Here is a 14,007-nt window from a genome sequence, read left to right as displayed (position 1 = left end):
CCTCGGTTGGCCCTGCTCACACTACTGTTCCGAATAAGGCCCCGACGCCAGCGGTCAGTCCCATGGCCAGCGCACCCCAGAACGTGACGCGTATTGCGCCCACCGCCAAACCGGCGCCGCCCGCGCCCGCCGCCAGCGCCCCCAAAAGTGCGAGGAACATTAGTGAAGTTGCAGGGACAAGGATAATCAGACTCGCCTCCGGGACGGAGGCAGCGGTTAAGAGAGGCATGGCTGCTCCAACAGCGAAGCTAAGAGCCGACGCGAACGCAGCTTGAATCGGACGCGCCCGGAGCGTCTCGGTGACCCCAAGTTCGTCGCGGGCATGCGCGCCTATTGCATCATGGGCCATGAGTTGATCGGCGACCTGCTTCGCGAGCAAAGGATCGAGGCCGCGAGCGACGTAGATCGCAGTCAGTTCCTCATGTTCTCCCTTGTCGTCAGCTTTGAGTTCCGCGAGCTCCCGCTTGAGTTCGGCCTTTTCGGTGTCGGCCTGCGAGTGGACAGATACGTACTCACCCGCAGCCATCGCCATGGCCCCTGCGACCAGGCCGGCGACCCCGGCGACCAACACGTTGCTGCGGCTCCCGTGCGCGGCGGCGACACCGAGCACCAGACTTGCCGTCGAAACGATACCATCGTTCGCGCCTAACACCGCTGCGCGCAGCCAGCCGATGCGTTCGGTGCGGTGTCGTTCCTTGTCGTGTAGAGCCTTTCTTGATGGAACAGCCGCTTCTCGGTCTGGCACACGAACGACCCCTTATTTTCACGCATCCATATGCTGGAGACGCTCGCGGTTGCGAAGCAAAATTTGGCGGGCCCCCGAAAACCCCAGCACTCCTGACTATGAAACTGCGAAAGCGTTCGCGAAACTGTTTCAAGGGTAAGACCCAGATAATCGCCTATGTCCCGCCGGCACATTGGAAGCGCCATCATCCCCGTGCCAGCGAGACGACCGTCCATCTCCAGCAGAAACGTGGCGACGCGTTCCTTCGCGTTCTTTCGTCCGAGAAGAAGCATATGATCTTCGGCATGCCGAAGGTCTGAGGACGTCATTGCCCAAAGGCTTCGAGCAACCTGGACATCGGTAACCGCTGCCTTTTCTAGCCCTCGACGTGTCACCAGACGAACCGTGGTATCGATGATGGCTTCTGCCGTTAGACGATGGACCGGACCTGATTCCAGTCCGAAAAAGTCGCCAGGCAGATGAAACGCGCCGATCTGGCGCCGACCATCGGAAAGCAGTTTGTAAGTTCGAACGGCGCCGCGGACTATCTGATAGACGTACTCGCCAAGTTCCTCTTCGCCGTATATTTCTGCATCTTTGCTGTAGGAGAATTCCGTCGCCACAAGGCCGGCATGGCCGGTGACCGAACAAAATTCATCGGCCGCAGCGCTGGGTATCTTGCTGAACTTGGTGGGAATAACGGGCGCACTGAGTGGTTGGGTCAACATTTGCCATCTCCTCGTCGGCGGATGGCTGTTTCTACTTGGGATCACTATCCATTGAAATTTCGCTCGATACCTTAAGGCACATTCCCTAAGTAGTCACCGGAGGTCGCTTTGGCCTCGATACCCCGCCCCTAGGGAAGCGTGGAAGTCATCCAACAATAGGTTTTTGAAGGCAGACAGACCGAAAAGGGCTCTTGTCCTATCGGAGAAAAAAAGTTCCTGCGTCGCCAAGTCCAAGTCCCATGTTCCGACGCCAGCTTGGTCGATTGCAAACCGCAAACGTTGATCGGAGCTGAGGCATCGAACGAGGGCCGAATTGTAGTCACCTCCCCTATTCCTTCTCTTGATCTTCTTGCTCACAGGTTGCTCTGAAACTCCACGCAATAAAGTAGTCAGCCCCCGCCCGCGAAGAGTTCAGCCTCGCCCAGCATAAAGCATAAGCAATTGAGACGGCTGAAGTAAATTCGCAAAGCGCAACGAGTGATATTCCTCGAAGATGAGAGCAGGTGGGTAGCAAGTCAACCATCCCTGCCGTCAGAACAGGTTAGTGGTTCAAGTCCCTGCCATCGGCCAGTGCGTGCTCGGAGCTCGGTAAATTTCTTTGACCGCGCACCTCATCAGGGGCGAACCAGACCTGGCTTTCGAACTTGCTGCTGCAACCCGCAAATTAAAGCTGGCTCCCCGGTTGCGCCTTGATCTTAATTAACTTTGTCCCCACGCCAGAAGTTAAGGTACGAGCGAGCGACCAGGCAGGGTAGTTGGCGCGAAGACTCTGCACGTGCCGCTCTAACGAGCCAGCGATTGATCGTGTTCATGTACGAATTTCTTGAGGGACTAGTCGCGAATTATATGACGTGCCCGGTCAAGACCGTGACGCGTCAGGTTACAATGCGCGAACTCAACCTCCTGTTCGAAAGCAACGACTTCAATGCCTATCCGGTCGAGGAACACGCGCGAGTTTTGGGCCTAGTCACGAAATTTGATTTTCTGAGTTGCTTTGCGTTCAGACCGGGTCAAATGGTTCCACGTTATGACGAATTGATGAATCGAACAGTTGCTGACGTGATGACGCCAGAATTCATCTACGTTAACGAGACAACCAGGCTTACGCGGGTGCTGCAACTCATAGTCGATCATCGTATCAAGAGTATTCCGGTGATTGAAGCGGATCATCGACTGGGTCGGAATCATTTCACGCGAAGATATTATGCGAGCGTTGGCGCGCTGCACCGACAACCCAAACAACGACGTTCGAAGAGTAACATTACTTTGAGCTGACGGTAGGCGATCCGACATGCTCCTCGATAGTTAGTTGAAAGGTTCATCAGTTGGCCATACCCACCAAAGCCTTGGAGGCACGCCGCGGGCCGTATTCTCTTTTAGCGATAAACGGCGGCTCGTCCAGCATCAGGTTCGCGCTGTTTGATGTGGGCGAGCCGCTACGGCGGCTGCTGGATGGGAAGGTGGATCGTATCGGTCTGAGCGGTACGAATTTTACCTTCAAGGATGCCACCGGACAATCGCAGAACAGTCACGCCATCGATGCCAGCGATCGCCATTCGGCCGTCGGCTTTCTATTGGATTGGCTCGAAACGCAGCAGGCGTTCGCTTCAGTCAAAGCCATAGGACACCGAGTGGTACACGGGATGACGCACAGCGAACCAGAGCGGGTTACTCCGGAGTTGCTTGATGAATTGCACCGCATCATGCCGTATGACCCGGACCATCTGCCGCTTGAAATCGAGTCGATAGAGGCCTTTCGTCAACACCACCCTGCACTGCCTCAGGTGGCGTGCTTTGATACCGCGTTTCACCGCACCATGCCGCGGGTCGCCAGTCTGCTGCCAATTCCTCGACGGTACGAGGCGGCGGGCGTTCGACGTTATGGCTTCCACGGTTTGTCTTATGAATTTCTCATGGAGGAACTCGCACGTCTCGGCGACCCGGCGGCAACAAAGGGTCGCGTGATCCTGGCTCATCTCGGCAACGGCGCGAGCCTGGCCGCCGTGCGCGACGGTAACAGCATCGACACTAGCATGGGCTTCACACCAACGTCCGGATTGGTGATGAGTAGCCGCTCGGGGGATCTGGATCCGGGACTGGTCTCCTACCTGGCGCGCACCGAACAAATGAGCGCGTCGCACTTTTGGGAAATGGTGAACCAAGCGTCCGGACTGCTTGGAGTTTCCGAGATCAGTTCCGACTTGCGCGATTTGCTCGCAAGGGAATCCGACGACGTTCGCGCGGCAGAAGCCGTGGCGCTGTTCTGCTATCAGGCCAAGAAATGGATTGGGTCTTTCGCCGCGGCGCTCGGTGGATTGGATACGCTCGTCTTCGCAGGAGGCATCGGCGAAAACGCGGCACTCATTCGGGAGCGGATATGCGACGGACTCGGCTTTCTTGACATCGAACTGGACCAAAAGCGCAACGCGAAGAACGCGTCCTTGATTTCGACTGACGGTGGTCGGGTCGCGGTGCGTGTCATTCGCACCGACGAAGAAATCATGATTGCGAGGTCAGTGGTACGCCTCTTCGGTCTCGATGATGGAAAGCCAGTTGAAGGATGAATACAAACGCAACGACCCTCAAACTGTGTGACGCCGATGGTTCCCTTTCCCTCTCCTTTCCGCGGCGAGCAGCGACGAGCGATTACCATGGCCAATGCAGACGCGAACTCCGTGTCATTCGCGATCACGGGAGTCATCGCCATTCTCGCGGCATACATCACGCTGAATGGGGAAAAGCATGACCGCCTTGCGGGTAATCGGCGACATCGGCGGGACCTACGCCCGATTCGCTGTCGCAGAACGCGGAAAGTACAGTGAGCTTCAGCATCTGAGCGTGAGCAAATACGCTGCCTTGAAGGACGCACTCGGCGAGTATTTGGCTGCGCTGCCTCGCGACCTGCGACCCACCAGAGGAGCGCTTGCAGTTGCCGGTCCTGTGTCCGGAGATGAGGTGAAACTGACCAACCTCAACTGGTCTTTCTCAATAACCGCACTCAAGGCCGACTTGGGTATGAGCTCACTCGTCGTTGTCAACGATTTCGCCGCTACCGCAATGTCGGTTCCTTATCTCCCGGAAGCCGACTGCTATCCGATAGGACCGCCTCAATCGAAGACGAGCGGCCCGGTCGGCGTCATCGGACCCGGTACTGGTCTCGGGGTTAGCGCGCTGGTTCCGGACGCCGGCAGATGGATCTTGCTACCTGGCGAAGGCGGACATTCGACGTTGCCGCCGGCTACGCAAGCGGAAAGTCTCATCGTTGAAGTACTTCGAACCCATTGGCCGCATGTCTCGGCGGAGCGCGCACTCTCGGGCGCGGGCCTGGTGAATCTCTATCAGGCACTCTGTTCAATAGAAGGCAAACGTCCTGATCCGTTATCGCCGGCAGATGTGACCGATCGGGCAATGCGGGGAAGCGATCCGACCTGCGTGAAAGCATTCGAGGTTTTCTGTTCAATGCTGGGGACAGTGGCCGGCGATCTAGCGCTCACCATAGGCGCAACGGGTGGCATCTACATCGCAGGTGGGATTCTGCTCCGCTTCAAGGAGGCATTTGCCTCCTCTCCGTTTCGGGACCGTTTCGAAGACAAGGGTCGGTTCCAAGACTATCTTCGCAGAATTCCGACTCTCCTTATTCTAGAGGAATCGCCCGCGCTTCTAGGTCTTGCCAATCTTCCACTTGAGCCGTGACGTCGCCGAGCTGCAGGCAAAAGTATCAGCGACACTGCGCGCTACAAGTGGAAGGCGAAGTTTGGCGGGTTCGACGTATCGGACGCCCGCCGTCCGAAAGCACTGCAAAACGCGCGCCAAGCCGGAGGCACGATGCAAGTCGTCATCACACTTTCCCCGCGGGACTACGACGCGGTTCTATTCGATCTTGATGGAGTGCTGACCAGGACGGCAACCGTGCATGCATCGGCCTGGAAAAAGCTGTTCGACGGGTTTCTCGAGCAGCACGCCACCCAGTCAGGCGAGCCATTCGTCCCCTTTGATATCGACGCCGATTACCCACGTTACGTCGACGGCAAGTCGCGTTACGACGGCGTGGCATCCTTCCTCAAATCACGCCGGATCGAATTGCCGCTGGGTACACCCGAAGACGGCGCCGAGGTGCAAAGCGTCCACGCACTCGGCAATCTGAAGGACCGGTATTTCCTGGAACACCTTAAGCGGGACGGCGTCGATCCCTATGAAACCTCGGTCGCGCTGGTGCGCAAACTCCGGGCGCTGGAGATCAAGACTGCTGTCGTGTCCTCCAGCGTTAACTGCGCGGAGGTGCTCGAGGCTGCCGGTATAACGCAACTGTTCGACGCGCGAGTGGACGGGACGGACATCACTCGTCTGAAACTTACGGGTAAGCCGGCACCGGATGCTTTTCTGGAGGCGGCACGGCGCGTCGGGGCTGAAGCTTCGCGTGGCGTCGTCGTGGAGGACGCCATCGTTGGTGTGGCGGCCGGTCACGCCGGCCGGTTCGGCTGCGTCATCGGCGTGGATCGCAGCGGACATGCGATGGCGCTGCGCGATGCCGGCGCCGATGTTGTCGTGACCGATCTGGCGCAAGTCCAGGTCGCAGTGGAACCCCCTTCCACGTGGTCACTGGCGTATGAGGGCTTCGACCCGGCGCAAGAGGGTATCCGCGAAGCCTTATGCACCTTGGGGAATGGCTATTTCGCGACGCGAGGCGCCGCCGCCGGGCCGATCGCGAATGACATTCACTATCCGGGGACCTACCTCGCCGGCGGCTACAATCGGTTACGCACCAACATCGCCAGCCGCGTGGTCGAGAGCGAGGATCTCGTGAATTGCCCGAACTGGCTCGCGCTCGAGTTTCGCATGGCCGAGCAGGACTGGTTCGATGCGCGAACCGTCAAACTCCTGTCCTACCACCAGGAGCTTGATCTGCGGAACGGCATGCTGTTGCGAAGCGTCGGCTTCGAAGACGCCGAGGGGCGGCGCAGTACGCTCAAGGAACGACGCCTGATATCGATGGGCAGCATGCATCTTGGCGCGCTGGAACTGACGCTGACCGCCGACAACTGGTCGGCATGCGTCACGGTGCGTTCGGCGATCGACGGACGCGTCATCAACGCGGGCGCGAAGCTATACCGCAAGTTCAACAACAAGCACTTGGAACCGCTGACGAGCGAGGTTGTTGACGAGGACAGCATGTGCCTGCAGGTTCGCACCTGCCAGTCGAATATTCATGTCGCGCAGGCGGCACGAACGCGAGCGTTCCTCGACGGACAGATTCTTACGGTCCAACGCCGGGTCATCGAAGAACCGGGATACATCGGGCAGGAACTGAAAATCGACGTCAAACAAGGCGAAAGGCTGGTGCTGGAGAAGCTGGCCTCTTTCTATACCTCGCGCGATCAAGCCATTTCAGAGTGCGCGCTGGAGGCACGCAAGGCTATTGCGCGCGTGGGTCGCTTCGATGCCTTGATGGCGGACCATGTGCTCGCATGGAGACACCTTTGGCACCGCTTCGACGTACATATCCAGCCCGCCGAACCCGGGTTCAGGATGAACGTCCAGATGCTACTGCGGTTGGACATGTTTCACCTGCTGCAAGCCGTATCGCCCAACTCCATCGGAATCGATATCGGCGTGCCCGCGCGGGGCTGGACCGGCGAGGCGTATCAGGGCCATGTATTCTGGGATGAACTGTTTATCTTCCCCTTTTTCAATTATCGAATGCCAGAAATCACCCGATCACTTCTGATGTACCGTTACCGGCGCCTTGGCGAAGCGCGCGCGGCCGCCATTGCAGCCGGATACAAGGGCGCGATGTTCCCCTGGCAGAGTGGAAGCGATGGTCAGGAGGAGACCCAGGCGCTCAACCTGAATCCACGCTCGCAGCGCTGGGTGCCGGATAACTCCTACTTGCAGCGTCACGTAGGGAGCGCCATCGCTTATAACGTCTGGCAGTACTTCCAGGTCACTCACGACGTCGAGTTTCTCAATTCCTACGGCGCGGAGTTGATCCTCGATATCGCCTGCTTCTGGTCGAGTATCGCGACCTTCGATGACGTGCGTGGGCGCTATGAGATCCGCGGCGTGATGGGTCCCGACGAGTTTCACGATGGCACGCCGGATTCGGCAACGCCCGGCCTCAACAACAACGCTTATTCGAACATCATGGCCGTATGGGTGCTGTGCCGGGCGCTGGAGGTGCACGATCTGCTGTCAAAGGTACGGCGCGCCGAGCTCACGACCCAACTTGGTTTATCAGCGGAGGAAATCGCGCGCTGGGGCGATATCAGCCGCAAGATGTATGTACCGTTCCATGATGACGGCATCATCAGCCAGTTCGAGGGCTACGAAAAATTGCGTGAGTTTGATTGGGAGGACTACCGAGCCCGGTACGGCAATATTCAGCGTCTCGATCTTATCCTCGAAATGGAGAACGACAGCGCCAACCGCTACAAGCTCTCAAAACAGGCCGACGTGCTGATGTTGTTCTACCTGTTTTCTGCCGAGGAAATCGGCGAGTTGTTCGAGCGTCTGGGATATCCGTTCGAATATGAAACCATCCCGCGAAACGTCGCCTATTACGCCGCGCGCTCGTCTCATGGCTCCACGCTGTGCCGTGTGGTGCATGCCTGGGTGCTGGCGCGTTCCGACCGGCAGCGCGCCATGGACTTCTTCGCGGAAGCGCTCCAGAGCGACGTGAGTGACATCCAGCAGGGCACCACCGCAGAGGGCATCCACCTCGGCGCCATGGCGGGAACTGTCGATCTAATGCAGCGCGTATCAACTGGTATCGAAGTAAGAGGCGATGTTCTGCGACTCAACCCGGAATTGCCGCAGGAAATAGAGCGCCTCGACATGTCTATCCGGTACCGCGGGCATTCACTCGATCTGCGGCTGACGCGCGACTCACTCACGGTCCACGGGCATGACGATGCAGCGGCACCGATTTCCTTGTGTATCGACGGCAAGCTCTGCGAGTTCCTTGGCGGTACTACCCGTGTATTTCAATTGAACGGCAACGCGGCGGATAGCGAAATTGTCGAAAAGGAGCCCGCCGACGGACGCGCGAGACTCCATGACCGCCTAGGTGATAGCGGTGAAGCGGAGTATCGATGAAAACGCTGATCGTTTTCGACCTGGATGGTACAATTGCTGAAAGCAAATCGTCGCTTGATGACGAAATGTCGGCACTTCTGCGCGACCTTCTTAGCATCGTCAAAGTCGCGGTCATTTCCGGCGGAAACTGGCCACAATTCGAAAGGCAATTGGTTTCGAATCTCCCCCGCGATGCAAATCTTGAGAACCTATCCCTCCTCCCGACGTGCGGAACGAAGTTCTACAGATACGGTTCAGCCTGGGAAGAACTCTATTCGGAAAACTTCACCGATGAGGAGAAGACGAAAATTATTGGTTCCTTGCACCAGGCGGTTGGAGCATTGGGCTTCAACGCCGAAATGGTCTGGGGGGAGCCGATTGAGGACCGAGAAAGTCAGATCACTTTCTCCGCGCTAGGTCAGGAGGCTCCCTTGGAAGAGAAGAAGAAGTGGGACCCGGATTTTTCCAAGCGAAAGCAGATAAAAGCATTCCTTGATAACTCTATTCCCGAGTTTTCCGTGCGCTTGGGTGGAACGACTTCCGTGGATGTCACCAAGCAGGGCATCGACAAAGCCTACGGGATTAAAAAACTCCGAGACATTCTGGGCGTCGCAATCAGCGAGATGATCTTTATCGGGGATGCCTTGTTCCCCGGCGGAAACGACTATCCGGCCAAGGAAGCAGGGGTTGTTTCTATCCAGGTCAGGGATCCCAATGAGACGAAACGGGTTATCGAAGCCATCATTGCTTGTTTAGACAGCAAGCGCGACCAAGTGAGCCGACGCAATGAGTGATTTCCAATTGCGGCGTCTTGGACTGTTGATGGAACCGGAGCCAGGTAATCCTCTGGAAGCCGAAGGCGTCCTGAACCCAGCCGCCGCGCGTGGTCCGGACGGTCAGCTTTACCTTTTTCCGCGGCTGGTCGCGCGGGGTAACCACTCCCGCATCGGTATAGCGCGGGTTTTGTTCAATGAGATCGGTGATCCGGTCGGGGTCGAGCGACTCGGTATCGCACTTGAACCTGAAATGGATTACGAACTGCGGTCGGACGGTACCGGCGGCTGCGAAGATCCGCGTATCACGTTTGTCGAGCCGCTCCGACGTTACGTCATGACTTACACTGCGCATTCCCCGAACGGCCCACGGATCGCGCTGGCAATATCCGAAAACTTGTTCCGCTGGCAACGCCTGGGGTTGGCTACCTTCCGACCGTATGAGGGCATTGAGTTCGAAGGCGTGGACAACAAGGACGCCAGCGTCTTCCCTGTCGCTATACCAGATCCATCGGGACAGCTCTCAATGGCCATCCTACAGCGGCCGTTGTTTCCAGGAACACGCCCGGAGGAAACGTTACGCCGTCCTGGGTCCGGCTTGGTGGATCTCGACCGCGAAAGCATCTGGATTTCCTATTGCTCGACGGCCCTGGCAGACTGTGAACCCTTTCATCTCAGTCATTTCGGCTCGCATCACCGCCTGGCCGCCCCAATGGCTGCCTGGGAACGGCTTAAAATCGGCGGTGGTACCCCACCCATCCTGACCCGTCACGGTTGGCTGACAATTTACCACGGCGTCAGCGAGCTTTCGGCCGCTCCCGGGTTTCCACGCAAGCTGCTGTGTTACTCGGCTGGAGTGCTGGTGCTTTCGGAGGAGCATCCTCAAGTTATTCGCTTTCGTTCGCCGGAGCCGGTGCTGATACCGGAATTGCCGCAGGAACGCCAAGGGATCGTCGCCAACGTCGTATTCCCCACCGGCATCGATCGGCGAGACGATCTCGGGTCACCCGATCGCTTCGACGTTTACTATGGGATGGCAGACAACCGGATCGGTGTGGCGAGACTCGACATACCGAAGCACCTACCGTCAGATGGGCTGAAGGATCTGCCACCAGTGAAGCTTTTAGAACTTTAATCGGCGACGACGCTGAAAGAGCCCATGGAGACATGTGACGGCCAGTTGCCGTTACCAAGGTTCGAGCAGAAGTCCGTTACGGGCCTACCCGGACTATCTCAAGTCACGGCGCACCGTTCGCACCGACGAAATCATAATTGCAAGCTCAGTCATACGCGCCCTTGGCTTGACGCGCAGAAGGAAGTCGAACGATGAAGACAACGGCAGACTCAAAGACGCTTAGCCCGGAATTGCTGCACAACATGGATGCCTATTGGCGGGCGGCCAACTTTCTCTCGGTCGGGCAAATTTATCTTTACGACAATCCGTTGCTGAAGCGGCCGCTGACGCTCGCGGATGTGAAGCACATGTTGTTGGGCCACTGGGGCACGACCCCCGGGCAGAATTTCATCTACGTCCACCTGAATCGCGTCATCAAGAAATATGACCTGGACATGATTTACGTCTCTGGACCTGGGCACGGCGGGCCGGCCGTGGTTGGCAACACTTACCTCGAGGGCACTTACAGCGAGATCTATCCCGACATCAGCCAGGATGAGGCCGGGCTTCGGAAACTCTTCACTCAGTTTTCGTTTCCCGGAGGCATTCCCAGCCACGCATCGCCGGAGTGCCCAGGCTCGATCCACGAGGGCGGCGAACTGGGTTATTCGCTCAGCCACTCTTTCGGTGCGGTGTTCGACAATCCCGATCTCGTTGTGGCCTGCGTCGTCGGCGACGGCGAAGCTGAAACCGGACCGCTGGCCACGGCGTGGCATTCCAACAAGTTCCTCAACCCGGCGACCGACGGCGCGGTACTGCCGATCCTGCATCTCAACGGCTACAAGATTTCCAACCCGACGATCCTCGCCCGCATCACGCGCGAGGAATTGGAGCAGTTGCTTCGGGGTTATGGGTGGGCGCCCTACTTTGTCGAGGGCCACGAGCCCGCGCTGATGCACGAGGCCATGGCCGCAACGCTCGATATGGCAGTGGAGCAGATCAAACAAATCCAGCAGGACGCCCGCATCCACGGCAATGTCACGCGTCCACGCTGGCCGATGATCGTCCTTGATTCACCCAAAGGTTGGACCGGGCCCAAGGTCGTTGATGGCCTGCAGGTTGAAGGTACTTTCCGTGCGCACCAGGTGCCGCTTTCTGACCCGGCCACCCATCCTGAACACCTCAAGCTGCTGGAAGACTGGCTGAGGAGCTATCGGCCGGAGGAACTCTTCAATGAGCACGGACACCTAAAGCCGGAGCTGGCTGAACTTGCGCCCAAGGACGAACGACGCATGGGTGCGAATCCTCACGCTAACGGCGGCATTTTGCTCCGCGACCTGCGGATGCCGAATTTCCGCGACTACGCAGCGGACGTGCCCTCGCCGGGAGTTCGCGGCATCGGCGACACCCGGGTGCTCGGGCCTTTCCTGCGCGATGTGACCAAGCTGAACAGCGAACAACGGAATTTCCGGGTCTTTGGACCTGACGAGACGCTCTCCAACGGTCTGGAAGCGCTCTTTGAGGTGACCAATCGCCAATGGGACGCGACGACCGCGGCGAACGACGATTTTCTCGCGCCCACCGGGCGCGTGATGGAAATGCTGAGCGAGCACCAGTGTGAGGGTTGGCTCGAGGGCTACCTGCTCACCGGGCGGCACGGACTATTTAATTGCTACGAAGCGTTCATCCACATCGTCGATTCAATGTTCAACCAGCATGCCAAGTGGCTGGAGGTCACGTCACACCTGCCGTGGCGTCGGAAGATCGCCTCCTTGAACTACCTGCTGGCCTCACATGTCTGGCGACAGGATCACAACGGCTACACACACCAGGACCCCGGTTTTATTGGCCACGTCATGAACAAAAAGGCCGAGATCGTGCGGGTTTACCTTCCGCCCGACGCCAACTGCCTTCTGTCGGTGACGGACCACTGCCTGCGTAGCCGCCATTACGTCAACGTCGTGATTGCAGGCAAACACCCGGCACCCCAATGGTTGACCATGGACGCCGCCGCCGCGCATTGCTCAGAAGGCATCGGCATCTGGCAATGGGCTGGCAGTGACCAAGACTCTGAGCCAGACGTTGTAATGGCCTGCTGCGGCGACGTGCCTACGCTGGAGACGCTCGCCGCTGTCTCGATTCTGCGCCAACGTCTTCCGGACTTGAAAATCCGGGTGGTCAACGTCGTCGATCTCCTGAAGCTACAGCCGAAGAACGAGCACCCGCACGGTTTGAGCGATACAGATTTCGATTCACTCTTCACCAAGGATAAACCGGTCATTTTTGCGTTCCATGGTTACCCATGGTTGGTCCACCGGCTGACCTACCGCCGTACCAACCACGAGAACTTGCACGTCCGCGGCTACAAAGAGGAAGGCACGATCACCACCGCCTTCGACATGACCGTGCTTAACGATCTGGATCGTTTCCATCTGGTGATCGATGTAATCGACCGCCTACCGCAGTTGAGTGCCAAGGGGGCTTATCTGAAGCAGCAGCTTCAGGACAAGCTCACCGAGCATAAGCACTACATCCGCAGGTATGGCGAAGACATGCCGGAAATCCGCAACTGGCGGTGGGGTGCAAAGACGTGACGGGCATCCCGAGCTTGCTCTCGCGCCTTTATCTGATGCGACACGGCTAAACCGCTTGGTCGCTCTCGGGCCAGAACCGGACCTCGCGGAGTGGGACTACGCGACTACGAGGGACAGCGCCCTGCGGATATTCGCAAGGCACGGCCGGACTGGAACGTCTTTCGAGACGGATGCCCAAGCGGCGAATCGCCCGCCCAAGTTTCCGAACGCGCAGATCGGCTGATTGCTCGACTCCGGACGTTTAAGGGTAATATCGCCATCTCGCACGGCCATTTCGGGCGTGTCATGGCCGCGCGTTGGATCGGATTGGAGATAAGGCAGGCGCAGCATCTCCTTCTCAGCACGGCGTCAGTCAGCGTTCTCGGTTATGAGCACAACCTCGCCGAAGTGCCGGCCATCGTCTTATGGAATGGCTCCACAGCGGGGCCCAGGAATGGTTTCAAAGTTGGGTATGCTGGGAGGCTTGTCATGAACTTAGGATCAACACCGCGATGGGTCTGGATTGTTGTTGCCGTGTTGGCTATGGCGGCCGCCGAGTATCTGATGAGGCCTCAGATAATTCCGAACTAGTTAGCAGCACTTTCCGTTCTCTTGAATCGGCGGACACGGCACCGAGCCGTAAGAGCAAAACACGCAACAATCACTCTGCCTAGGCTTTAGCCGCTGGCCGCAACCTTTGCAGTCATAGAAAAACTGGCAGGCGTCCGTCGGCATCTTCTCGATTGCTTAATAGGCGCAATTCGGACAAGTGAGCGTGGATTTCAACTGCATCGGCGGTTCGCTCGCACGATCTTGAGCAGCGTCCGTTCTAGTGCGTCCCAGTTTGCTGCGGTGACAACGAGCATTGATGCTGCGGCCAGAACAACCGCGGTGCTTCTAGCCCCGCGTAACGCTTGTTCCTAGCCACGAAGGACAACGGGCAGCACGCAGCATGACGCTGCCAACACGGCTCCTGCGCCGGTCGCCAGCCCTACGGCCGCCAACCCACCAGCGAGGGGCCTCT

The 14,007-nt window shown here is 58.2% G+C and carries 9 protein-coding genes and 2 pseudogenes; 8 read left to right on the top strand and 3 right to left on the bottom strand.

What is annotated here, in order from left to right:
- Positions 1-16: 16 nt before the first annotated feature.
- Positions 17-652 carry a VIT1/CCC1 transporter family protein gene (locus NHAM_RS22340; RefSeq protein WP_011505179.1) on the bottom strand — a complete coding sequence of 212 codons (636 nt, stop codon included), beginning with the start codon at positions 650-652 and terminating at the stop codon, positions 17-19.
- Between the two features lie 111 nt (positions 653-763).
- Positions 764-1,452, bottom strand: a pseudogene (locus NHAM_RS22335) (helix-turn-helix domain-containing protein).
- Positions 1,453-2,262: 810 nt separating this feature from the next.
- Between NHAM_RS22335 and NHAM_RS22325 the strand changes: the two are divergent.
- From NHAM_RS22325 to NHAM_RS25900, 8 genes and pseudogenes are all read left to right on the top strand, one after another.
- Positions 2,263-2,722: pseudogene (locus tag NHAM_RS22325) on the top strand (CBS domain-containing protein).
- Between the two features lie 55 nt (positions 2,723-2,777).
- Positions 2,778-4,016, top strand: a complete 1,239-nt coding sequence (locus NHAM_RS22320) for an acetate/propionate family kinase (protein WP_011505183.1) — start codon at positions 2,778-2,780, stop codon at positions 4,014-4,016.
- A gap of 178 nt (positions 4,017-4,194) precedes the next feature.
- The gene (gene glk / locus NHAM_RS22315) at positions 4,195-5,145 is read left to right on the top strand and encodes a glucokinase (protein ID WP_011505184.1); all 951 of its coding nucleotides are present in this window, start codon (positions 4,195-4,197) and stop codon (positions 5,143-5,145) included.
- Between the two features lie 132 nt (positions 5,146-5,277).
- Positions 5,278-8,544: a beta-phosphoglucomutase family hydrolase gene (locus tag NHAM_RS22310; protein ID WP_011505185.1), complete on the top strand. Its 3,267-nt coding sequence runs from the start codon at positions 5,278-5,280 to the stop codon at positions 8,542-8,544.
- Complete coding sequence (locus tag NHAM_RS22305) at positions 8,541-9,317, top strand: HAD-IIB family hydrolase (RefSeq protein WP_011505186.1); 777 nt, start codon at positions 8,541-8,543, stop codon at positions 9,315-9,317. Before NHAM_RS22310 ends, NHAM_RS22305 begins: the two co-directional genes overlap by 4 nt.
- Positions 9,310-10,431 carry a glycoside hydrolase family 130 protein gene (locus tag NHAM_RS22300; protein ID WP_011505187.1) on the top strand — a complete coding sequence of 374 codons (1,122 nt, stop codon included), beginning with the start codon at positions 9,310-9,312 and terminating at the stop codon, positions 10,429-10,431. Before NHAM_RS22305 ends, NHAM_RS22300 begins: the two co-directional genes overlap by 8 nt.
- Positions 10,432-10,622: 191 nt before the next feature.
- Positions 10,623-13,004, top strand: coding sequence for a phosphoketolase family protein (locus NHAM_RS22295; RefSeq protein WP_011505188.1), 2,382 nt, complete (start codon positions 10,623-10,625; stop codon positions 13,002-13,004).
- Between the two features lie 90 nt (positions 13,005-13,094).
- Positions 13,095-13,574, top strand: a complete 480-nt coding sequence (locus NHAM_RS25900; RefSeq protein ID WP_011505189.1) for a histidine phosphatase family protein — start codon at positions 13,095-13,097, stop codon at positions 13,572-13,574.
- On the opposite strand, the gene NHAM_RS28980 is transcribed toward NHAM_RS25900, so the two are convergent.
- Complete coding sequence (locus NHAM_RS28980; RefSeq protein ID WP_283805394.1) at positions 13,575-13,727, bottom strand: GDCCVxC domain-containing (seleno)protein; 153 nt, start codon at positions 13,725-13,727, stop codon at positions 13,575-13,577.
- Positions 13,728-14,007: the final 280 nt, after the last annotated feature.

Origin of the sequence: Nitrobacter hamburgensis X14 (assembly GCF_000013885.1) — a bacterium.
GTDB classification, from domain to species: domain Bacteria; phylum Pseudomonadota; class Alphaproteobacteria; order Rhizobiales; family Xanthobacteraceae; genus Nitrobacter; species Nitrobacter hamburgensis.
The sequence above is the reverse complement of the archived record's forward strand: the minus strand, read 5'-3'. Positions and strand labels throughout refer to the sequence as shown.

Bases quoted from the DNA above. Each gene is read 5' to 3' on its own strand.
- glk (WP_011505184.1), top strand. From the start codon at position 4,195: ATGACCGCCTTGCGGGTAATCGGCGACATCGGCGGGACCTACGCCCGA.
- NHAM_RS22310 (WP_011505185.1), top strand. From the start codon at position 5,278: ATGCAAGTCGTCATCACACTTTCCCCGCGGGACTACGACGCGGTTCTA.
- NHAM_RS22305 (WP_011505186.1), top strand. From the start codon at position 8,541: ATGAAAACGCTGATCGTTTTCGACCTGGATGGTACAATTGCTGAAAGC.
- NHAM_RS22300 (WP_011505187.1), top strand. From the start codon at position 9,310: ATGAGTGATTTCCAATTGCGGCGTCTTGGACTGTTGATGGAACCGGAG.
- NHAM_RS22295 (WP_011505188.1), top strand. From the start codon at position 10,623: ATGAAGACAACGGCAGACTCAAAGACGCTTAGCCCGGAATTGCTGCAC.